The 21,676-nt window shown below is 65.4% G+C and carries 20 protein-coding genes; 9 read left to right on the top strand and 11 right to left on the bottom strand.

All coding sequences use genetic code 11. From position 1 onward, the window contains the following. Nucleotides 1–135: 135 nt before the first annotated feature. From ACIP0B_RS02890 to ACIP0B_RS02875, 4 genes are all read right to left on the bottom strand, one after another. A complete protein-coding gene (locus ACIP0B_RS02890) occupies nucleotides 136–537 on the bottom strand; it encodes a biopolymer transporter ExbD (RefSeq protein ID WP_085631869.1) in 402 nt (133 codons plus the stop codon). 1 nt (nucleotide 538) lies between these two features. Next, nucleotides 539–1,261, bottom strand: coding sequence for a MotA/TolQ/ExbB proton channel family protein (locus tag ACIP0B_RS02885; protein WP_400829648.1), 723 nt, complete (start codon nucleotides 1,259–1,261; stop codon nucleotides 539–541). A 45-nt stretch (nucleotides 1,262–1,306) separates the two neighbouring features. Continuing rightward, the gene (locus ACIP0B_RS02880) at nucleotides 1,307–2,119 is read right to left on the bottom strand and encodes an energy transducer TonB (RefSeq protein ID WP_400829646.1); all 813 of its coding nucleotides are present in this window, start codon (nucleotides 2,117–2,119) and stop codon (nucleotides 1,307–1,309) included. Between the two features lie 382 nt (nucleotides 2,120–2,501). Continuing rightward, nucleotides 2,502–2,828 (bottom strand): hypothetical protein, encoded by a 327-nt coding sequence (locus ACIP0B_RS02875; RefSeq protein ID WP_085582046.1) that lies wholly within the window; start codon nucleotides 2,826–2,828, stop codon nucleotides 2,502–2,504. Between the two features lie 324 nt (nucleotides 2,829–3,152). Between ACIP0B_RS02875 and ACIP0B_RS02870 the strand changes: the two genes are divergently transcribed. After that, a complete protein-coding gene (locus ACIP0B_RS02870) occupies nucleotides 3,153–3,515 on the top strand; it encodes a hypothetical protein (protein ID WP_400829645.1) in 363 nt (120 codons plus the stop codon). A 42-nt stretch (nucleotides 3,516–3,557) separates the two neighbouring features. Here ACIP0B_RS02870 and ACIP0B_RS02865 read toward each other — a convergent pair whose 3' ends face one another. After that, nucleotides 3,558–5,918 (bottom strand): TonB-dependent receptor, encoded by a 2,361-nt coding sequence (locus ACIP0B_RS02865; RefSeq protein WP_400829644.1) that lies wholly within the window; start codon nucleotides 5,916–5,918, stop codon nucleotides 3,558–3,560. A 165-nt stretch (nucleotides 5,919–6,083) separates the two neighbouring features. Here ACIP0B_RS02865 and ACIP0B_RS02860 point away from each other — a divergent pair, with 165 nt between their 5' ends. Continuing rightward, a complete protein-coding gene (locus ACIP0B_RS02860) occupies nucleotides 6,084–7,028 on the top strand; it encodes a LysR family transcriptional regulator (RefSeq protein WP_400829642.1) in 945 nt (314 codons plus the stop codon). Nucleotides 7,029–7,258: 230 nt separating this feature from the next. After that, nucleotides 7,259–8,875: an alkaline phosphatase family protein gene (locus tag ACIP0B_RS02855; RefSeq protein WP_400829641.1), complete on the top strand. Its 1,617-nt coding sequence runs from the start codon at nucleotides 7,259–7,261 to the stop codon at nucleotides 8,873–8,875. A 50-nt stretch (nucleotides 8,876–8,925) separates the two neighbouring features. Here ACIP0B_RS02855 and ACIP0B_RS02850 read toward each other — a convergent pair whose 3' ends face one another. Further along, nucleotides 8,926–9,846, bottom strand: coding sequence for a TauD/TfdA dioxygenase family protein (locus ACIP0B_RS02850; RefSeq protein WP_400829639.1), 921 nt, complete (start codon nucleotides 9,844–9,846; stop codon nucleotides 8,926–8,928). 181 nt (nucleotides 9,847–10,027) lie between these two features. On the opposite strand from ACIP0B_RS02850, the gene ACIP0B_RS02845 reads away from it, so the two are divergent. Then, nucleotides 10,028–10,948 (top strand): LysR family transcriptional regulator, encoded by a 921-nt coding sequence (locus tag ACIP0B_RS02845; protein ID WP_400829638.1) that lies wholly within the window; start codon nucleotides 10,028–10,030, stop codon nucleotides 10,946–10,948. A gap of 66 nt (nucleotides 10,949–11,014) precedes the next feature. Here the strand turns inward: ACIP0B_RS02845 and ACIP0B_RS02840 are convergent, their stop codons facing one another. Then, nucleotides 11,015–12,028, bottom strand: coding sequence for an ABC transporter substrate-binding protein (locus ACIP0B_RS02840; RefSeq protein WP_400829636.1), 1,014 nt, complete (start codon nucleotides 12,026–12,028; stop codon nucleotides 11,015–11,017). Between the two features lie 316 nt (nucleotides 12,029–12,344). Here ACIP0B_RS02840 and ACIP0B_RS02835 point away from each other — a divergent pair, with 316 nt between their 5' ends. Genes ACIP0B_RS02835 through ACIP0B_RS02825 form a run of 3 tightly spaced genes read left to right on the top strand, consistent with a single transcriptional unit; the run spans nucleotide 12,345 to nucleotide 16,380 of the window. Next, a complete protein-coding gene (locus ACIP0B_RS02835; RefSeq protein WP_400829635.1) occupies nucleotides 12,345–13,943 on the top strand; it encodes an ABC transporter permease in 1,599 nt (532 codons plus the stop codon). Then, a complete protein-coding gene (locus tag ACIP0B_RS02830; RefSeq protein ID WP_400829634.1) occupies nucleotides 13,940–14,755 on the top strand; it encodes an ABC transporter ATP-binding protein in 816 nt (271 codons plus the stop codon). Before ACIP0B_RS02835 ends, ACIP0B_RS02830 begins: the two co-directional genes overlap by 4 nt. Nucleotides 14,756–14,769: 14 nt before the next feature. Then, nucleotides 14,770–16,380: an arylsulfatase gene (locus ACIP0B_RS02825; protein WP_400829632.1), complete on the top strand. Its 1,611-nt coding sequence runs from the start codon at nucleotides 14,770–14,772 to the stop codon at nucleotides 16,378–16,380. Nucleotides 16,381–16,564: 184 nt separating this feature from the next. Here ACIP0B_RS02825 and ACIP0B_RS02820 read toward each other — a convergent pair whose 3' ends face one another. Then, nucleotides 16,565–17,641 carry a fatty acid desaturase gene (locus tag ACIP0B_RS02820; RefSeq protein WP_400829631.1) on the bottom strand — a complete coding sequence of 359 codons (1,077 nt, stop codon included), beginning with the start codon at nucleotides 17,639–17,641 and terminating at the stop codon, nucleotides 16,565–16,567. Nucleotides 17,642–17,741: 100 nt separating this feature from the next. Here ACIP0B_RS02820 and ACIP0B_RS02815 point away from each other — a divergent pair, with 100 nt between their 5' ends. Then, nucleotides 17,742–18,746 carry an AraC family transcriptional regulator gene (locus ACIP0B_RS02815; RefSeq protein ID WP_400829630.1) on the top strand — a complete coding sequence of 335 codons (1,005 nt, stop codon included), beginning with the start codon at nucleotides 17,742–17,744 and terminating at the stop codon, nucleotides 18,744–18,746. 15 nt (nucleotides 18,747–18,761) lie between these two features. Here ACIP0B_RS02815 and ACIP0B_RS02810 read toward each other — a convergent pair whose 3' ends face one another. From ACIP0B_RS02810 to ACIP0B_RS02800, 3 genes are all read right to left on the bottom strand, one after another. Beyond that, complete coding sequence (locus ACIP0B_RS02810; protein ID WP_400829629.1) at nucleotides 18,762–19,985, bottom strand: type II toxin-antitoxin system HipA family toxin; 1,224 nt, start codon at nucleotides 19,983–19,985, stop codon at nucleotides 18,762–18,764. Beyond that, complete coding sequence (locus ACIP0B_RS02805) at nucleotides 19,978–20,226, bottom strand: helix-turn-helix domain-containing protein (protein ID WP_400829627.1); 249 nt, start codon at nucleotides 20,224–20,226, stop codon at nucleotides 19,978–19,980. The genes ACIP0B_RS02810 and ACIP0B_RS02805 overlap by 8 nt, the downstream gene beginning before the upstream one ends. 134 nt (nucleotides 20,227–20,360) lie before the next feature. After that, on the bottom strand, nucleotides 20,361–21,044 hold the full coding sequence (locus tag ACIP0B_RS02800) for a Crp/Fnr family transcriptional regulator (protein ID WP_400829626.1): 684 nt from the start codon (nucleotides 21,042–21,044) through the stop codon (nucleotides 20,361–20,363). 85 nt (nucleotides 21,045–21,129) lie between these two features. On the opposite strand from ACIP0B_RS02800, the gene ACIP0B_RS02795 reads away from it, so the two are divergent. Continuing rightward, the gene (locus ACIP0B_RS02795) at nucleotides 21,130–21,654 is read left to right on the top strand and encodes a DUF962 domain-containing protein (protein ID WP_400829625.1); all 525 of its coding nucleotides are present in this window, start codon (nucleotides 21,130–21,132) and stop codon (nucleotides 21,652–21,654) included. Nucleotides 21,655–21,676: the final 22 nt, after the last annotated feature.

Here is a 21,676-nt window from a genome sequence, read left to right as displayed (position 1 = left end):
GATTTAAGCCTCAAGCTGCGAGCTGCGAGCTGCAAGCGGCTCCTACTTGCGGCTTGCAGCTCATAGCTTGCTGCTGAAGACAAAAAAGGGGCCGCACCCTGCCAAGGAGACGGCCCCGCAAAAATCGATATTCGTTCACCGTGCGGTGATCACCGACAGCTTGGTGATCCCGGCCCGCTCGATCGACGCCATGGCCCGCGCCACTTCGCCGTAGTTCACGCCGTCGTCCGCCTGCAGCTGCACGCGGACTTCCGGATCCTTGGCCTTGGCGGCCTTGAGGTTGAACTCCAGCAGGTCGGGCTGGATTTCATCCTTGTTGATGAACAGCTTGCCGGCCCCGTCGATGCTCACCACCAGCGGATCCTTCTGCTCCACCGGCGCCACCGCTTCGGTCTTGGGCAGGTTGATCGGTATCGCGTTGGTCAGCAGCGGCGCGGTGACGATGAACACCACCAGCAGCACCAGCATCACATCCACCAACGGCGTCACGTTGATCTCGCTCAGCACCTCGTCACTGTCTTGCGTGGAGAAGGCCATCTCAGGACGCCTCCTTCACTTTCGCCGCGCCGCCGGCCACCGCGGGGCGCTGGGCGGTCGGGTGGATCAGCACGCGGAACGCGCTCTTCTGCGCCAGGCTGTAGAAGTCATGGGCGAAGTCGTCCAGATCCGCCGCGGTCAGCTTCAGGCGCCGCAGGAAATAGTTGTAAACCAGCACCGCCGGCACGGCGACGGCGATCCCCACGCCGGTGGCGACCAGGGCCGCACCGATGGGCCCGGCCACCGTTTCCAGGCTCGCCGACCCCGCCGCGCTGATGCCCTTCAACGCTTCCATGATCCCCCACACCGTGCCGAACAGGCCGATGAACGGCGAGGTGCTGCCGATGCTCGCGACCACCGCCAGACCGGTCTCCAGCGAGCGGCGCTCGCGCACGATCTGCTGGCGCAAGGCACGCTCCAGGCGATCCTGATGGTTGATCGCCTGGCTCAGATCCGCCGCCGGCGCCTCGCCCACCTGGATCGCCGCATAGCCGGCCTGGGCCACCCGGGCGGCGGCGCCGGGCTGGGTCTCGCTCAGCTCGGCGGCGGAATCCAGGCTCGACGCCGCCCAGAACCGCTTGTGGAACCTGCGGTCCTGCGCCTTCAGCCGGCCGAACTGGACGGCCTTGAGCAGCGCCAGTCCCCAGGTGGCGACGGAAAAGGCCACCAGCAGCCAGATCACTGCGCTTTCGATGGATTCCAGTGGAGAGGCCAGTAACGTCATGATGCATTCCCTCGTATAAACGTTTCGCGCAAATTTGGTTTCGGTTCAGTGAATCTTGAAATCGATGGGGACGCTGACCCAGCCGTCCTGGGCGACATCGCCCTGCTTGGCCGGCACGAAGCTCCAACGCTTCACGGCCTCCAGCGCCGCGTCGTCGAGCTGTTGCCGGCCGCTGCTTTTCTGGATCTGGATCTCGCCCGGCTTGCCGCTGGCCAACACGTGCACCCTGAGCAGCACGGTGCCTTCCCAGCCGCGGCGCTGGGCCAGCGACGGGTATTCCGGCGCCGGGTTCTTCAGGTACGCGGCGTTGGCCGAGGCCGGCGTGACCGGTGCGGGCGCAGGCGGCGCGGGCGGCGCAGGTGCCGCGACCGGGGCAGCCGGCTGCGGCGGTGCCGGCGGTTGCTCGACTGCCTTGGGCGTAGGCTTGGGCACGGGCTTGGCGACCGGTTTCGGAATCGGCTTCGGCACCGGTTTTTTCGGCGGCGGCTTCACCGCCAGTTCGTCTTCCACCGGCGGAGGCGGTTCGACCACGGGCGCCGGCGGCGGTGGCTCGACCACTGGAGGCGCCGGCGGCGCGGGACGCGAAAACTCGATGGTCATCGGCGGGACCTGCGGCGGCACCACCGGCAGCGCCGGGGTCGGCTGCCGGCCGACCCAGTAGATCACCGCGCCATGCACCACCAGCGCCAGCACGCCGAGCAGGATCGTTTCGCGCCGGCTCAGGATGCCTTTGGGCGAGCGCTGCAGACGCAACTGCCCCAGCGGCACCCGGTGAGGCCGGCCGAGACCGACCAATTCGCCGCTCGGCGCCTGGCGCCACAGCACCTCCTGTGCGGCGGCGGTCTGGACATTGCCCATTGATTCACTCCCTGCGGTCTCTTTGCGTTCTCGTTCTGCCAAAGCTGCCGACAGCCGTTTGTTGAATCCCCCACGGCGGATCGACGACCCAATGATTGGGCCAGTCGCTTATCTCCGAAAGTAATCTTTGATGTTATGAATAGACGGATATGGAATATAAAAAACGGTCATTTCCGCCAAGGCCACGTCCGGCAAGGGCTGTAGCGGAGGATGGAAAACCGCATGCCTTTGAGGCATGAAAAGTATTCATCCAAGGCATGTGTTTTACGGGCGGCCCAAGAAGCGGGGACAACTAATACGAAATGAATAGTTGCCACTTGGTGAATCAAAACAAAAAAGCCGATGCACTTTCATGCATCGGCTTTTTTACTTGCAGCGTGTTTTACTGTTTCACGAACTCCCCGGCCAGACCGACCACATCGCCGTCAAAGTTGTTGCGCGAACCCACCGCGCGCACTTTCGAGTAGTTGTGGTCCGGCGAGAACAGTGTCCAGGCCTGATAGCCGGTGCCGTCATTGAGGGCCGCGAAGGTGATGATCGTAGGCTGGCCGGTGCTGTTCTGGAAGTGGTAGTGCCCGTATGCGATGTCATAGTTCACGCCGTTCTGGCTGAACCGGCCGCTGAAGGTGCCGTTGGAGTCGTTGCCATCGGTAATCGTCAGTTTGGCGCCAGCGTTAGCGTTTACATAAGTGCCATTAATGCTCGACATAACGAGATTTCCTTAATCGTTGGTTAAGTATCTTCCGATGAGAGCAAGTTTCCTCCTGGAAACTCACGGCACTCAGGATGGTTCGACAATTGAACATTGTCCACCCGCAAAGCCGACTGTTTGAAACGAAAACGGAATAACCGTCACCGCCTTTCAAAATAAGTTATTTCGAATAATTATTTTTCTGTTCCGTTTGATTCCAAAGCATTCGATGCTTCATACACCTGACAGTTCTTACAGGTGACAGGTTTCGAACACGAAGATAAAACAAATGCAGCGGTTCGCCGGACACCTGATGTCGCCCTTCGCAGAAGAGGATCTGAAATGAAAACATGGCATTCGACCTACCTGCCCCCACTGCTTCTGGCCCTTTTGCAACAGGTCGCGAACGCGGAGTCGCTGACGCTTCCCGATGGGGAGGTTCCGGTCCTGCCTGTCGAAGCGAGCCCTGCCCCGGCCGTGGCAGTCACCACAGCCGAGGTTTGGAACAAGTCAGGCTCATTGATCAAAGTCATCCAGAAGGGCAATGCGCCTCAGGAACTGAAAAAGGACGAAAGCTTCCAAAGCCAAACCTATCCGGAGAAGCCCATCAACATCGAGGTGCCGGCCGGCTCGGTCATCAAGTTCATCACGGTGACCGGCCAGAGAGGCAGCTGCACAGTGTCGACCTGCATTTACGTGCAATGAACGCCCGCGGCCCCAGATGCCTCAAAGTGCCTGCCCAGCGCGTCAGAAGTCATAACGCCCCGTCACGCCCAACGTCCGCGGCGTGCCGAGCAGGCCTTCATACCCACCGTTGCCGCCCGTCCACAGCGTCGTGTAGTAGGTCTTGTCGAAGGCGTTCTTCAGCCATAGCGACACGTCCCACTGACCCTGGTTGAAGTCGCCGCGCAGGCCGGTGGAAAAGTTGACCACCGCGTAGCTCGGGATCTGGCCGAAATCCGAGTCCTCCACCGTGCCCACCGCCTTGGAGCGGAACGCGTAGCTGGCGGTGACGTAGGGTTCGAAGCCGTTGTCCAGGTTCCATTTGTATTCGCCGTTGGCGTTGCCGATCCACTTCGAGGCACCGACCACTTGGTGGCCGGTGAGGTCGCAGGAGGCCGGGGCCCCGGGTGCGAGGCTGACTTCCGGCGGGCACGGCGCATCCTTGTACGAGAGGTAGCTGACGTCGTTGTAGGAGCCGTTGAAGTTCAGCGTCAGGCCGCGCAGCGGAATCACCGTGCTGTCGAACTCGACCCCGCGCGAGCGCACGGAACCGGCGTTGGTCAGGTACTGCACGCGGTTGACGTCGTCGTAGGCGTTGGTCTGGTAGGCGTTGACCTGCGTCCAGAACACGTTGGCGTTGAGCTGCAGGCGACGGTCCCACAGCGTGCTCTTGAAACCGAGCTCGGCGTTGTTGGCGCGTTCGGTGCCGATCAGCAGCGAATCGGCCCCTGCCGTCGGCGCCGACCCGACCACCAGGTTGACCCCGCCGGACTTTTCGCCGTGGGACAGCGTGGCGTAGCCCAGCAGTTCATCGCTGAACCGGTAACTCAGGTTGAGCAATCCGGACGGGCTGGAGCTGTATTGGTTGAGGTCGCCGGAATCGTAGGCGCCGACCCGGCCGCGCCGCGCCGTGGCCGCCGCTCCGGTCACCGCAGCGCCGCCACGGGGTGCGTCGCGGTCGACCCAGGCGTTCTTCTCTTCATAGGTGCCGCGCACCCCGGCGGTGAAGTCCAGCCGCTCGGTCAGGTGCCAGGTGCCTTGGGCGAACAGCGCGAAGCTGTCGGTCTTGATGTGGCCGTGGCCGACCGTGTCGACGTTGGCCAGCGCCCCGCGCGGCGTGCCGTTCCAGATGTCCGCCTGCGGGCCGTAGTAGGCGAAGGATTTGTTGTCCAGGTCCGAGCCGAAGTAGTAGGCGCCGAGCACGTAATCGAAGAATTCGTCCTTGGGCGAGGCCAGGCGGAATTCCTGGGAATACTGTTTGTCCTCCACCGACACCCCGGCGTTGTAGGTGGCCGGTACGTTGAGGCCGTCGTCGTTGCGCGGGGTGAAGTTCCAGAACCGGTAGGAACTGACCGAGGTCAGGGTGAAATCGCTCGGCAGCGTCCAGTTGGCCTCCACCGACGTGCCGCCCTGGTGCACGGTGACGTGCTGGTCGTTGTCCAGGTTGACCTTGCGGTGCGAACCGTTGACCAGGGTCGCACCGGCCGCCGCCGCCCGCGCCGAATAGAGGTTCACGCCATTGATGGTCGGTCCGGTGCTGTAGAGCACGCGGGTGCCGGCGCTGGAGTCCTCTTCGTTGTAGTCGCCGATCCAGCGCAGGTTGAAGGACTCGTTGGGCTTGAACAGCAACTGCGCGCGGAAACCGTCGCGGGAGCCGCCGTTGAGGTCGTGCCCGTTGAACTCGTTCTTGATGTCGCCGTCGCTGCGGGTGCGGTAGGCGGAAAAGCGCCCGGCCAACTGGTCGTTGAGCGGCCCCGAGATCGTGCCCTTGGTCTGGAAGTAGCCGTCCTCGCCGACCGAAGTCTCGATGCTGCGTTCCGGGGTGAAGCTCGGCGCGCGGGTGCCGATGTTGATCACCCCGGCGGTGGTGTTCTTGCCGAACAGCGTGCCCTGAGGCCCGCGCAGCACTTCGAGCTGCTCGATGTCCATCAGGTCGAAGACCGCCATCCCCGGGCGGCCCAGGTACACGTTGTCGATGTACAGCCCCACGCTGCCTTCGAGCCCGTCGCTGGCCGGGTTGTTGCCCAGGCCGCGGATCGACACGCTGGACTGGCGCGCATGCATGTAGGCGACGTTGACGCTGGGCACCAGTTGCTGAAGGTCCTGGATCCGGTAGACCCGCTGGGTTTCCAGGGTCTGGCCGCTGACCACGCTCATCGGCGTCGGCACGTCCTGGGCGCTTTCCTCGCGGCGGCGGGTGGTGACGGTCACGGTTTCCAACTGTGAATCGGCAGTGGCGCCCTTACCGGCCGGAACGGGCGCCGGGGTTTGCGGATCGGCGGCGTAGCCCGCGCTCCAGTTGGCGGTCCCGGCCAGCAACAGGGCCAGGGGCAAGCGTTTGAGCCGTCGGGGCGGCAGCGCGGTGGCGGGGTTCAACGGACTCATGAGGCGGCTCCTGGTCAAAGAACGCACAGGCCGATCCGGCGCTGCATATTCTTCAAAGTTATTTGTATATTGATTTACAAACTTTTACTGCATAAGAGATTGCCTTTATAAGGAGTCGACCTAATGCATATCCAATGCATTTCCCGGATATTTTTTATGTGAAAAATGCATATCGACTTGCGTCAGTTACGTCACTTCATCGCCCTTGCCGAACAACGCAGCTTCGTCGCCGGCGCGCAGGCGGTGAACCTGTCGCAGTCGGCGTTCAGCCGCAGCATCCAGGCGCTGGAGCACAGCGTCGGCTGTCAGTTGGTCGACCGGGGTCGCAAGGACCTGCCGCCGACCAAGCAAGGCCTGGTGCTGCTGGAGCATGCGCGGCGGCTGGTCAGCGGCGCGCAGCAGATGGCCAACGAGATCAGCCAGTTCAACGGCCTCGAAGCGGGCGAGCTGCGCTTCGGCTGCGGCCCGGCGCCGGCGGCGGGGCTCATCCCCCGGGCCGTCGGCCGCTTCATCGGGCGCTACCCCAAGGCGCGGGTGCATTACCAGGTCGATGACTGGCAGAGCCTGAGCAAGCGCCTGCACAGCGAAGAGTTCGAGTTTTTCGTCGCCGACACCCGGCATTTCGAGGCCGACCCGGATTACCTGACCCATCGCCTGCGCCCGCGCAAATGGCATTTCTGCTGCCGCGCCGGGCATCCGCTGGCGGCGCGGGAGCGGGTCAGCGCCGCCGAATTGATGAGTTATCCGATGGCGGTGAGCATCCGCCCGCCGAACCTGCGCAAAGTGATCGTCGACCTCAGCGGCCGCCCGGACTTCACGCCGAACGTGGAGTGCGAAAACAGCGCCAGCCTGCTCGGCGTGGTGCTGCGCTCGGATGCGATCGGCATCGTCGGGGCGTATTCCGACGCGCTGCACCGGGCCCGGGACGAGCTGGTGTGCCTGAAGATCGAGGGCCTGGCGGATGACCTGGAGGAGCTGTACACCCGCTACGGGATCGTCAGCCGGGCGGGGTATCGCCTGTCACCGCTGGCCGAGGCGATGGTGGCGCAGATCCGCGAGATCGATGCGCTGGACGAAGGGGTGTGCTCGCTCGACGGGCTGGCGGTCTGATCCGCCGCCATCGCCAGCAGGCTGGCTCCCACAAAAGGCTGGCGACACCCGGCATCTGTGATCAGCGCAGAACCCTGTGGGAGCCAGCCTGCTGGCGATGGCGTCAGTAAAGGCACCGCAGGCCGCCGGGCCGATGCAATCCCTGCATGACCGGCATTCCCCGAATGCACTTGCCGAACGACCCCGCCCGCAGCGAAAAAAGCCGCCTGTCCCCCTGACCGGTGAGCCCCATGCCCAACCCGCCAAAACCCGTGCGCAACGTGCTGTACATCATGTGCGACCAACTGCGCCGCGATTACCTGTCCTGCTACGGCCACCCGCACCTGCACACCCCGAACATCGACCGCCTGGCCGCCGCCGGCGTGCGCTTCAGCCGCGCCTACACCCAAGGCACGATCTGCGGGCCGTCGCGGATGTCGGCCTACACCGGACGCTACGTCAGCAGCCACCAGGTGGCGTGGAACGCCGTGCCGCTGCCGCTGGATGAACTGACCCTCGGCGACTACCTGCGCCCCCACGGCATCCACACCGCGCTGGTGGGCAAGACCCACGCGACGCCGAACCTGGACGGCCTGCAGCGGCTGGCGCTCGATCCCGACGGCGATCAGGCCCGAGTGCTCAACGAAGTCGGCTTCGAACCGTACCTGCGGCACGACGGCATCTATCCCGACGACCCTGCGTTCGACGACAAGCGCGAGTCCGCCCCCTACACCCATTACCTGCGCGGGCACGGCTTCGGCGGCCGCAACCCCTGGCACGACTGGGCCAACGCCGCCGAAGGCGAGAACGGCGAAATCCTCAGCGGCTGGCACATGCGCCACGCGCACCTGCCGGCGCGCATTCCCGAGCGGCATTCGGAGACCGCTTTCACCACTGATCGCGCCATCGACTTCATCAACGAACAAAACGGGCAATCCTGGTGTTTGCACCTATCCTTCATAAAGCCGCATTGGCCTTATGTCGTACCATCACCGTACCACGCCTTGTACAGTACGAAATCGATTCTCGAACCGGTGCGCGCCGCTTCCGAAAACGCCAGTAACCACCCGGTTTACAACGCCTTCCGCCAACACGAAGAAAGCCTGAACTTTTCCCGGGATGAAGTGCGGCTGAACGTCATTCCTGCGTACATGGGCCTGGTCAAACAGATCGATGACCACCTCGGCCGGCTGTTCGATTTCCTGCAAGGCAATGGGCATTGGGAGGACACGCTGATCGTCTTCACCAGCGATCACGGCGACTTTCTCGGCGACCATTACCTGGGCGAGAAGGAGTTTCTGCTGGAGCAGGCGGTGGGCGTGCCGCTGATCGTGCGCGACCCGCGCGCGGCGGCGGACATCACCCGCGGCACGGTGGACGAGCGGCTGGCGGAAACCATCGACGCATTGCCGACGTTCCTGGAGGCATTGGGCCTGCCGAGCGCCGAACACCGGCTGGAGGGACGCTCACTGATTCCCCTGCTGCACGGCGAGCGTCCCGAGTGGCGCCGCTACGCGATCAGCGAATACGACTACGCCTTCCAGGCCCCGGCGCGGGAGCGGCTGGGCCAGCCCATCGACCGCTGCCGCATGACCATGGTGCGCAGCGAACGCTGGAAATACCTGGCCTACGACGGCTTCCGGCCGCAGCTTTTCGACTTGTCGAACGACCCGCAGGAATTGCGCGACCTCGGCGACGATCCGGCTTACGCGGCGGTGCGGGAGGAACATGCGGGGTATCTGTTCGAATGGCTGCGCGGGCTGAAGCGGCGCACCACCATCAGTCACCGGGAGATCGACGAGCGCGGGCAGCGGTTCCGCTACGGCGAGCCCGAGACCGAGAAAGCCGTGCAGATCGGCGTGTGGTGAAGGCGGCCACTTCGTTGGCCGCCCCATCGACTTGCCTGCGAAGGGTCGGGTCAGGCACCGACGCTTTCAGCCCCCTTGACGGTCCGGCTGCGCTGCCCGGAAGCCCCCACCGGCACCTCACCCTTGAGCGTCACGCGGCGCACCACGCGGTCCTGGGTGCCGTAGTCGTCGATCGCGTAATGCTGGGTCGAGCGGTTGTCCCAGATCGCCACGTCACCGGCCTTCCAGCGCCAGCGCACGGTGTTCTCCTGGCGGACCACATGGCTCTGCAGCAGCCCGAACAGGTGCGCCGAATCGGCCTGGGAATAGCCCTTGATGCGTTTGACGAAATGCCCCAGCAGCAGGCTTTTCTCGCCGCTGACCGGGTGGACGCGCACCACCGGGTGCTCGGTCTCGTAAACGGTCGAGGTGAAGATCTTGCGGTAGCGCTCCAGCTTCTCCGCCGAGACGTCCGGCTTCACCGCCGCGTAGTCGTACTCATTGCTGTGCACCGCCACCAGCTTGTCCGCCAGCTCACGCAGCTCCGCCGGCAGTTCGCTGTAGGCGGTGGCGGTGTTGGCCCACAGGGTGTCGCCGCCGAAGGCCGGCGCCACCACCGAACGCAGGATCGAAGCCTTGGGGTAGGCCTCGACGAAGGTCACGTCGGTGTGCCACGAGTTGGCGCGCTGGCCCTCGGCGCCGTCCAGTTCAAGCAGGTAGCGGGTGCCCTCGCGTGACGGCACGGTGGGGTGCGCCACCGGCTCGCCGAGCAAGTGGGCGAAGGCCTCCTGGCGCTGGTCGTCGAGCTGGGCCTGCTCGCGGAAGAACACCACCTTGTACTGGACCAGCGCCTGTTGAATGGCTTCGACAGTGGCGGCGTCCAGCTCGCCGGACAGTTGCACGCCACGGATCTCGGCGCCGATGCGGCCGGCCACCGGATGGATGTCCAGCGCCTGGACAGCGGGTTTTACAGCGAGTGCGGCATTGCTCATGGGTAGACCCTCATCATCTGCTTGCGGTTGGCCGGCAGCGAAACAACGCTCTATCTATATTCCTTTTGAATCTAATAGATAATCACGTGCTTCGTTGACGGAATAAGAGCTTGCATTTAAAACCTCACTCAACCCTTGTCGCAAATGCCTTCGCGCTATTTTTAGGATGCCGGAAAAGCATATGGATCTTCGCCAATTGCGCTACTTCATCGCCCTCAACGAACACCGCAGCTTTGTCCGCGCGGCGGACGCGATGGGCATCACCCAGCCGGCGTTCAGCCGCAGCATCCAGGGGCTGGAGCAGGAGTTCGGCTGCGTGCTGGTGGACCGCGGCAACAAGGACCTGCGCCCCACCCCGGAAGGCCAGGTGGTGCTGCAGCACGCCTTGACGCTGGTGCAGGGCGCGGCGCTGCTCAGCGCCGAAGTGACGCAGATGACCAAGCTCGACGCCGGCGAACTGCGTTTCGGCTGCGGGCCTGCGCCGGCGGTGAAACTGGTGCCGGATGCGGTGGCCCAGTTCGTCAATTCGCACCCCAAGGTGCGCACCTGCTTTCAGGTGGACAACTGGGAAAAGCTCAGCCGCGCCCTGAGCCGCGAGGAGATCGAGTTCTTCATCGCCGACATCCGCCATTTCGAGGCCGACCCCAACTTCCAGACCCAGCCGCTGACGCCCAAGCGCGGGGTGTTCTTCTGTCGGCCGGGGCATCCGCTGCTGGCCAAGGAAAGCCTGTCGACCAACGACATGTTCGACTATCCGCTGGCGACCACGCTGATCCCGCCGGGCATCCGCAAGCTGTTGGCGAACCTCAGCGGCCGGATCGATTTCTCGCCGACCATCGAGACCGAGCATTTCCCGGCGCTGGTGAAGGTGGTGCTGCAGTCCAACGCCATCGGCGTGGGCACCGAAGAGGCATTCGAGGAGGACATCGCCCAGGGCTCGCTGGCGCTGCTGCACTGGCGCAACCTGCCGCAGAACCTGGAGAGCATGAACGCCCGGTGCGGGATCGTCAGCCGCACCGGGTTCCGCCTGTCGCCGGCGGCGCGGGCGATGATCGAGACGCTGGTGGCAGTGGACCGTCAGGCCCTCGGCGTCGCGGTCTAGGGCTGTCATCCACGTCCCTGTGGGAGCCAGCCTGCTGGCGATGAGGGCAGCCCTGCCGCCACCGGTTCAGAGTCCGGCAGCCGCCAGCCCCGGCGCCACCCAGTCATTCACCTTGAACGGCTTGCGGATCAGCTTCTGCTGCGCCGCCAGGTCCACCGCGTCCTGCAGCTTGCCGAGGAACACCGGATCCAGCGTCGAGGGGAACACCTCGCTCAGTCTCTGATCCTTCAGGTCCTGGGTCAGGATCACCGGCGGATAGCTCGCCAGCCCCGACACCAACTGCACATAGGCGTCCTTGTTGCTGTCCTGGGTTAGCCAGTCCACCGCCTGTTGCTGGGCCTTGAGCAGCTTGGCCACGACGTCGGGATGGGCATCGACGAACTTGCCGGTGCCCACCAGCACCGCCTGCACGCTGCCGGCGCCGCCCAGGTCCTTGGTGTTGAGCGGCAGTTCGGCCAGTCCCTTGGCTTGAAGCGCGGTCAACCCGGAGCTGCCCCAGGACGCATCGATCTGTTTGGCCGCCAGGGCAGCGACCGCCGCGTTGAAGTCGAGGTTGATGACTTTCACGTCCTTCTCGCTCAGGCCCTGGCTGGCCAACGCCGCATCGAACGACAACTGCGTCGCGGTGCCGCGGAAGATCGCCACGCGCTTGCCCTTCAGATCCTGCAGCGTCTTGATCCCCGAGCCCGGCACCACGCCCAGGTACTGCTTCACGCCACGGGCGGACGCGCTGAGCAGGCGGGTGTCGAGGCCGTTGGATTTGCCGATGATCGCCGCCAGGTCGCCCAGGTACGCCAGGTCCACCTGGCCGTTGGCGAACGCCTCGTTGATCACGGGGCCGGCGCCCTTGAAGAAGCTCCACTGAATCTTGATCCCCTGATCGGCGAAGGCCTTTTCGAAGACCTGCCGGTCGCGCAGCACGTCGACGATGCCGCCGCCGCTGTGCTGGGTGCCGGCGCTGAGGTCGGGCACGGCGATGCGGATTTCCTTGAGTTCGTCGGCGTGCGCAGTGAAGGCGAACAACCCCGCCAGCGCCGAGGCGGCAAACAGACGGGTGACACGTTTGAAGGGAAGGTTCATGGGCGCGGCTCCTGATTGCGGCGGGCATTGAGGAGCCGAACGTAGGCGCAATGGCCTTCTGCACATAAATACTATAAATGCACATTTTTATAGCTTTATGAGCTAAGCAAGCACAGTCGGGGCTCGCGGGCAGGTATGCAAAAACAGCATCGAAAATATTCTTCGAATGCATTGGATGCGTAGGGGCTGGAGGCCTTAAATGGTCTGGCTTATCTCCCAATAGCATTGAACTATCTTTTTATAGATCGATTTTGCATACACCGCTCCCACAGAACGCACAGCGGTCTGCCATGCAACCCGACAACGGAGGTCACCCATGGCCCGAGATTCCCTGCTCAGCCTGCCGCTGCCGGCACCGCCCCTGAAACCCCGGCGGCCATGGCCGACATTGAGCCAACGCCTGCTGCCCTGGCTGCTGCCGCTCGGCCTGTTCGCCCTGTGGTGGCTGGCAGCCCGCAACCAATGGATGAGCGAGCAGATCCTGCCGGCGCCGTCGCTGGTCTGGAGCAGCGCGGCAGAACTGTCCCGGGGCGAGTTGTGGAGCCATTTGTGGATCAGCCTGCAACGGCTGCTCTGGGGGCTGCTGGCGGGCGTGGGCGCCGGCGCGGCGCTGGGCGCGGCGTTGGGTTTCAGCCGGCCGCTCGAACGGCTGGTCTTCCCGACGTTCGCCGGGCTGGCGCAGGTGCCGACGCTGGCGTGGATCCCGCTGTTCATGGTGCTGTTCGGCATCGGCGAAACGCTCAAGCTGGTGGTGCTGATCAAGGCCATCGTCGTGCCGGTGACCCTGCACACGCTGGTCGGCGTGCGCGATGCGCAACCGAAGCTGCGCGAAGCCGCCACCGTGCTGCGCCTGCCGCCGCGCCTGCTGATCCGCCGCCTGATCCTGCCCGCCGCGCTGCCGGCGTTCATGGCCGGCGTGCGCCTGGCCCTGGCGGCCGGCTGGACGTCGCTGCTGGCGGTGGAGCTGCTGGCCTCCAGCGAAGGCATCGGTTACCTGATGGTCTGGGCGCGGCAGCTGTTCATGCTCGACATCGTGTTCGTCTGCATCGTGGTCATCGGCCTGCTCGGCGTGGCGATGGACCGCGGCATCGGCCTGCTCGACGGCCGGCTGGTGCACTGGCCGCACCCGGCCACCGCCGAGATCCGCCGGGGCCCGCGCTACCGGGGCTGGCAACGGCTGCAGCCGTGGCTGCTGCCGCTGGCCCTGCTGGCGCTGTGGCAGGCGGCGAGCGACGGGCAGTGGATCGACGCCAACATTCTGGTCAGCCCGCTGACCGTGCTGGAAGCGACCCGCGACGGCCTGCTCGACGGCACGCTGATCGGCGGCATGGCCCTGAGCCTGGGCCGCACCCTGGGCGGCCTGGCGATCGGCGGCGGGCTCGGCCTGGCGCTGGGCTTGCTGCTGGGCCTGTCGCGCAGCGCCGAACGCCTGGTCGGCCCGACCCTCGCCGCCCTGCGGCAGATCGCGATTTTCGCCTGGGTGCCGCTGCTCACCGCGTGGTTCGGCCTGGGCGAACCGGCCAAGTGGGTGTTCGTGGCCCTCGCCGCGTTCTTCCCGCTGTTCGTCGCCACCCAGCGCAGCGTCGCCAACCTGTCGCCGCAGCTCAACGAAGCGGCGCAGGCGCTGCGCCTGAACCTCGGCCAGCGCCTGCGCCGGCTGGTGCTGCCGGGCGCGGCCCCGGGCATCTTCGCCGGCCTGCGCCTGAGCCTGATCTACGCCTGGCTCGGCACCATCGGCGCCGAATACTTCATGCCGTCCAACGGCGGCATCGGCAGCCAGATGATCGGCGCCCAGCAACTGCTGCGCATGGACCTGATCATGGCCGGCATGCTGCTGGTCGGCCTCACCGGCGCCCTCCTCAACCTCATCGGCCAACGCCTGGAAATCCGCGCGACCCGCTGGAGACACGCATGAACGCACCGATTGTCAGCTTCACCCACGTCGGCAAATCCTTTGACGTCGACGGCTTCGAACTGGAGGCGATCCGCGAATTCAACCTCGACATCGCCGAGGGCGAGTTCGTCGCCATCGTCGGCTCCAGCGGCTGCGGCAAATCCACCCTGCTGCGCCTGCTGGTGGGCCTGGACACCGAGTTTCGCGGGCAGATCACCGTGGACGGCAAGGCCGTCACCGGCGTCGGCGGCGAGCGCGGCATCGTGTTCCAGGAGCACCGTCTGTTCCCGTGGCTGACGGTGGCCGAGAACATCGGCCTCGGGCTGGTCAACGAGCCGCTCGGCGCCGCCGAGAAGCAGCGGCGCATCGACAGTTTCATCGAACTGGTGGGCCTGCGCGACTTCGCCCGCGCCTACCCGCACCAGCTCTCCGGCGGCATGGCGCAGCGCGTGGCCATTGCCCGCGGGCTGGTGGCGAGCCCGCGGATCCTGCTGCTCGACGAACCCTTCGGCGCCCTAGACGCACTGACCCGCCAGCAGATGCAGGACGAGCTGCTGGCCATCCGCGACCGGGCGAAGATCACCACCATCCTGGTCACCCACGATGTCGAGGAAGCGATCTTCCTGGCCGACCGGGTGGTGGTGATGGAGCCGCGGCCGGGGCGGATCAAGCAGGTGGTGGACATCGCCCTGCCCCGTCCGCGCCAGCGCAGCGGCTTCGACTTCCATCAACTGCGCGAGGAACTGCTGCACGAACTGACCGGCGACGGTCACTACCGCCCCGCCGCGCCGGTGCAGATCCGCGACCTGCCGCTGTCATTCATTGCCTACTGAACAGGAGCCTTCCGATGCCGCAACGCCCCAACTTCCTGGTGATCCTGGCCGATGACCTCGGTTTCTCCGACATCGGCGCCTTCGGCGGCGAGATCGCCACGCCGAACCTCGATGCCCTGGCCGAAAACGGCCTGCGCCTGACCGATTTCCACACCGCGCCGACCTGCTCGCCGACCCGTTCGATGCTGCTCACCGGCACCGACCACCACATCGCCGGGATCGGCACCATGGCCGAAGCGCTGACGCCGGACCTGATCGGCAAACCGGGTTACGAGGGCTACCTGAACGACCGCGTGGCGGCGCTGCCGGAGCTGCTGCGCGAGGCCGGCTACCAAACCCTGATGAGCGGCAAATGGCACCTGGGCCTGACCGCCGAGCTGGCCCCGCACGCCCGGGGTTTCGAGCGTTCGTTCTCGCTGCTGCCGGGCGCGGCGAACCACTACGGTTTCGAGCCGCCGTACCAGGACGACACGCCGCGCCTGCTCAAGTCCACCCCGGCGCTGTACATCGAGGACGACACCTTCCTCGACGAACTGCCCAAGGACTTCTATTCCTCCGACGCCTTCGGCGACAAGCTGCTGCAGTACCTGAAGGAGCGCGACCAGAGCCGGCCGTTCTTCGCCTACCTGCCGTTTTCCGCGCCGCACTGGCCGTTGCAGGCGCCGGCCGAGATCGTCGAAAAGTACCGGGGCCGCTACGACGCCGGCCCCGAGGCCCTGCGCCTCGAACGGCTGGAAAGGCTCAAGGCGCTGGGCTTGATCGAGGCGGGCGTCGAGCCGCATCCGCTGATCCAGCTGAACGCGCAGTGGGACGCCTTGAGCGACCGGCAACGGCAGATCTCCGCCCGGGCCATGGAGGTCTACGCAGCGATGGTCGAGCGCATGGACTGGAACATCGGCCGGGTCGTCGACTACCTGCGCCAGCAGGGGCAGCTCGACAACACATTCATCCTGTTCATGTCCGACAACGGCGCCGAAGGCGCGCTGCTGGAGGCCTTCCCCAAGTTCGGCCCGCAGCTGCTGACCTTCCTCGACCGGCACTACGACAACAGCCTGGACAACATCGGCCGCGCCAACTCCTACGTCTGGTACGGGCCGAGCTGGGCCCAGGTGGCCACGGCGCCGTCGCGGCTGTTCAAGGCCTTCACCACCGAAGGCGGGATCCGCGTGCCGGCGCTGCTGCACTACCCGCCGCTGCCGGTCGGCGGGCAGATCAGCCACGGCTTCGGCACGGTCATGGACATCGCCCCGACCATCCTCGACTTGGCCGGCGTGCGCCATCCCGGCAAGCAGTGGCGCGGCAAGCCGGTGGCGCCGATGCGCGGCAAATCGTGGCTGGGCTTCCTGTCCGGCGAGACGGCGCAGGTGCATGACGAACACACCGTCACCGGCTGGGAGCTGTTCGGGCGCCGGGCGATCCGCCAGGGGCACTGGAAAGCGGTCTACATCCCTGGACCTGTGGGGCCGGCGACCTGGCAGCTCTATGACCTGGCGGCGGATCCGGGTGAGATCCACGACCTGGCGCAGGCGCGGCCGGAGAAGCTCGAGGCCTTGATCGGCCATTGGCAGCGCTATGTGGAGGAGACCGGGGTGATCCTCAGCGAGTCGCCGTTCCAGCCGGATTGACGAGGGAGCTATCCCGAAGGCCTTCCTACACACGGCAATAAAACCCTGTGGCGAGGGAGCTTGCTCCCGCTGGACTGCGCAGCAGGCCCCTCTTTGGGCGTGCCTTGCACGCCAGCGGGAGCAAGCTCCCTCGCCACAGGGGACGGGAGCCAGCCTGCTGGCGATGGCGTCCGTGAGGGGCCCTTCAGGCCCTGGCCGTCCCCGCCTCCTCCCGCACCACCGCACCTTCTTCGCGCACAAACCGGTTCGCCCGTCCGAACGTGCCGAAGTCGTTGAACCGCACCCCCATCTCGCGCATCACCTTGTGCGCCACCGGCGCGGTCATCTGGCGGATGTAGAACGGCTCCTTGACCACGAAATGGTGGATCCCGTGGGTGCTGCCGAAGTTGAAGCAGAACGCCTGCAGCGGCCACAGCCACCAAGGGTTCAGCACCTGGCACTGCTGGATCACGTTGCCCGGCTCCACGTCGCCGTAGTAGTGCATGTTCGAACTGATGAAGTGCAGGCAGAACGTGCGCAGCACGTTCGGGCCGATGATCACCACGGCGGCGATGTCGATCACCTGCATCACCGACAGCGTGGTCGCCGACCAGTCGATGGTCGAGCCCAGCAGCCAGGCGACGCCGTTGGCCCCGTGGAAGCCGAGAAACACGTACCACGCGCCCCAGTGCAGCAGCGCCAGCGGCGCGTAGACCTTCAGCGAGCGCTTGAGGATGCTGACCTTGTGCGCCCAGGTCTTGGCCCGCAGCATGCGGATGAACGCCGACATCACGTTGTCGCCCACCATCAGCAGCCGGGCCGGGCCCCACGGCTCGCCGTTGGTGATCGCCCGCTCTTCCATGTCGGTCTCGGTGCCGGACACCTTGTGGTGGTTGAGGTGCAGGTGGCGGCGGATCCACGGGTTGATGGTGCTCGGCCGCGCCAGCCAGACCAGCGCCATCATCAGGTTGTGCGGCACCCGCCGCTTGCGGAAGTACATGCTGTGGATCAGGTCGTGCTCCAGCTCGTGGGTCAGCGACGCGAAGAACCCGTTGAGCAGCAGGCACGCCCACCAGGCCAGGTGGCCGCTGATGTACAGCGCCGCCGACGCGGTCATCCCCGCCAGCGCGAAGGCCAGGATCCCGGCGCCGAGGGCGTCCTGACGGTTCAGGATCGGGTAGCGCTCGCGCAGTTCGGCGCCTCTGGCCAGCACCACCTGGCGAATGTGCGCCGCGCGCTGGACGTCATTGTGTCGCTGGGGACTTGCAGAAGTACGGTGCATGCTTCCATCCTCTGGTTATCGATGTCCGCATCCTGCCCTGCGGCCGGGCCGGACGCGGTAGCCGAGAACGCCAACCTGTTGACCGGAAGCGCCAATCGACATGAAGGAACCGACCTCCCTCGCCAGCTGGACCCGTGCCCTGCGCAAGCAACTCGACGCGCTGGGGCTGGACAGCACCGACCTGTGCCGGCAGGCAGGGCTCGACCCGCAATTGATGGACGACCCGAACGCCCGCTACCCGCTGTCCGGCACCACGCGCCTGTGGGAGATCGCCGTGCGGGTCAGCGGCGATCCGGCCATCGGCCTGCGGGTGTCGCGCTTCGTCAGCCCCACGACGTTCCATGCCCTGGGCTATGCGCTGGTGGCCAGCGGCAGCCTGCGGGAAGTGTTCGAGCGGATCGTGCGCTACCACCCGGTGGTCAGCGATGCCCTGGAGCTGGAGCTCACCCGCGGCGAAGACCGCTACTGCTTCCGTCTCAACATCCCGGCCGGCAACCCGGCCCCGGCGTTCGAAGCCATCGACGCCTTCGCCGCGATCTACGTGCGCACCTGCCGCAACCGCCTGGGCCGCGATTACGCGCCGCTGGCGGTGTACCTGCGCCGCCCGGAGCCGACCGACGCCCACCCGTGGCACAAGGTGTTCCGCGCGCCGGTGCATTTCGCCGCCGAAGAGGACCGGCTGGAGTTCGCGCTCGCCGACTTCGACAGCCACCTGGACGACGCCAACCCGGAACTGGCCGAGCACAACGAGGCGGTGCTCAACCGCACCCTCGCCCAACTCAAGCCGCTGACCTGGGAGCGCAAGGTGCGCGACGCCATCGAAGAGCAACTGCCCGAAGGCGAACCCAGCGCCGAACGCATCGCCCAGGCCCTGCACCTGAGCCTGCGCAGCCTGCAGCGGCACCTGGCGGACGAAGGCTGCCGGTTCGACACGCTGCTCAACGAGAGCCGCGAGAACCTCGCGCTGCTGCACCTGCGCGACCCGCACTGCTCGCTGAGCGAAATCAGCTACCTGCTGGGCTTCGCCGACACCAGCAGCTTCAGCCGCGCGTTCAAGCGCTGGACGGGAATGACGCCGGGGCAGTTCCGGGATCAGTTGCGCTGAAGGTCAACCGACCTGTCAGCCTTTGATCAGGCTGCGTTCCATACCGGCACGCCACTGATCGGCCATCGCCGCACCGGTTTCGGCAAAGGCAGGATGGCTGCGGCAATGCCCGGCCATTTCTGACATCGCGACCTGAATGCCATCCGCGACCTGCTGCAAAAGCTCATTGCAGCGCCCCTCGGTCAAGTTGCACGCCGTGCGACCGAAACGCACCAGCATCTTGTGCTTTGGCCAGGCCTTCGACCCGCCCAACAGCAGCGCCATGCTGTCGTTCCTGATGTAGACCGACGTGGTGATGATGTCGTAGGCCGGAGCGAGCCTGACTGAAGACTGCGCACCGCAACCGTCATACAGCACTCCGAAATTCTTCAGGTGCGCATCGCCGTTCTTCAACCCGGCCGACAACGCCACGATCTTGAAAAACGCTTCCAACGCCCGATTCAGCAAGACCGGGGAGACAAAGGCCTTGATCTGTCGCGCGCCACCCTCGTAGGAGCCATCGTATTTGGCCTTCGACTGCCAACCGTTCAGCACGCAGAAATCTTCGAACCCGAGATACCCCGCCTCATTCAGGTCAAAACGCTCGACGACCAGGAACCTGCCCCGTTCACTCAGCTCGAACCGCGGCACTTCAAGGCCGCAATGCACAGCGGCACGCATGCAGAAATACTCGTTGGTCGCCAGCTCCGGATACTCTTCGGCCCGGAAGGCCTTGACCAAATGCGTCGAGCCTCGGTGGGTCAGGCGATCGATCGCCGTCGCGCTGTCGCGCACCAGCACTTTGGGTTGTACCCCCGACACGCCGGAATACTGGCCATAGGTCTGCAACAAATCCTCGAACAGGCCTTGAGCGCCGTCATGCACCAAAAGATCGGCCAGAGCGGTTTCGGGCGCACGCCCCACAGCCGACTCGGGGGCTATGGCCAAACGCCCCAGCTGATGCGGCCCTACGATCGCCAACAACGAGAAGTCATCGAACCCGCGAACCGTTTTGCTGAAGCGCCGAACCAATTCGTCACGCAACGCCCCTTCCGGCAGGTTCATTTCGAACACCGGATGGATGCCCCGCTCCCATCCATAGCTTTCCAGGCGCGTCGGCATGGTCAGTGAAACCGCGTTCTCGTCGCAGACGTCCTCACGGTAACTGAACACGCTATCCATGCCCGCGTACCCGCGCCCGAGCGTGCCGACTGGCCTTTCGGCGATCCGGATCTGCAATCGCTCCACAGCTTCAGTCATGGAAATTCACTTGCTGCAATGCGTCGAGCGTCGGACGCCGCGCTTGTCGCGCAACCGCCGTCAGTTCATAGCCGAAGCCGTTGAGAATCGCCTCGACCTTGCGCAGGCCGATTTCAGGGACCGTGTTGTTTTCAATGCCCGAAATCGTGGCGCGGCTCATGCCGTATTGGCGGGCCAACGCCTGCTGAGACAGCTTGTGCGCCTTACGGAGCGTTCTGATCAATTCGCCGAGTTGTTCCATACCCTCACCTGCATTGCATGCAATGCAAATTGGTTAAAAATCAGACTATGCATCGCATTCAATGCAATATGGCTTGAGAGTCTAGCTGAGTAAGAGAAAACTGGCCTCCACGGATTTCGATCGCGCCTGCCACTTCAAATCGTGGCCAAGGCCCGCAACCGCCCGGCATCGAGGATCTCGATTTCGCCGTAGCCCAGGCCGATGATCCCTTGTCCCTGCAGGTCCTTGAGGATCTGGTTGGTGGTCTGGCGCGACAGCGACAGCATCGACGCCAATTGCTCCTGCGGCAGTTGCAGCACGCGGCGGGGCGGGTCGAGCTCGCCGTAGCCTTCGGCGATCATCAGCAGGCGATGGGCCAGGCGCGCCGGGGCCGGGAGCAGGCTCAGCTGTTCGAGGTTGATGAAGGTCAGGCGCAGCTTCTGGCTCATCAGCAGCGCCAGGTGACGCCAGTGCAGCGGATGCTCGTCGAGCAGCTTCAGCAGGGTCGCCTGCGGGATGTTCAGCAGGGTGCACGGCCCGGCCGCATAGGCGTCGTGGGTGCGCGGCTGGCCGTCGAACAGGCAGATCTCGCCGAACCAGTGCGGCGCCTCCACCAGGCTGAGCAGCGCCTCCTTGCCGTGTTCGCTGACCGCGCCGATGCGCACCGCGCCCTCAAGCACCGCATACAGCCCGCACGGCGGATCGCCGCGCCGGAACAGCCGCTGCCCCGCCGCCAGGCGCCGCTCCCGGGCCGACGCCAGCAGGCTATCCTGAAAGGACGCAGGCAGGCGGCTGAACCACTGCCCGGTCATCAGTCGTTCGCGCCAGACCTTTTCCATGAACGCTCCCAAAGATTGTCGCCTGCCTGACAGAGCGGGTGCCGTGCCCGAGGCATGATTCGGTCACCCTACAGGAGGAACAACAATGAAAAGCCTCGTCGATCACTTGAGTCAATACGCCGCTTACCACCGCGACCCGCGCAACATCGCCAGCCACTTCATCGGCATCCCGCTGATCGTGGTGGCGGTCGCCGTGCTGCTGTCGCGGCCCGAGTGGTCGCTCGGCTCCCTGTGGATCTCTCCGGCGGTGCTGGTGGCGCTGGCGTCGGCGTGGTTTTACCTGCGCCTGGAAATCCGTCTCGGGGTGCTGATGACCGGGCTGATGGCGCTGTCGGTCTGGGCCGGGCATGCGCTGGCGCAGCAGGGCACCCTGGTGTGGCTGGGCAGCGGACTGGCGATGTTCGTGATCGGCTGGGCGATCCAGTTTGTCGGGCACCATTACGAAGGGCGCAAACCGGCGTTTGTCGATGACCTGACGGGGTTGATCGTCGGGCCGCTGTTCGTGACGGTGGAGCTGGCGTTCATGCTCGGCCTGCGCCTGGAGCTGAAGCGGGCCATCGAAGAACGCACAGGGCCTGTGACGCTGCGCGAGCGTCGGACCGCCCATTGATAAAACGGCGACGTGCGCCGCA

Origin of the sequence: Pseudomonas sp. NPDC089534 (assembly GCF_044749305.1) — a bacterium.
Lineage (GTDB): Bacteria > Pseudomonadota > Gammaproteobacteria > Pseudomonadales > Pseudomonadaceae > Aquipseudomonas > Aquipseudomonas ekonensis.
The sequence above is the reverse complement of the archived record's forward strand: the minus strand, read 5'-3'. Positions and strand labels throughout refer to the sequence as shown.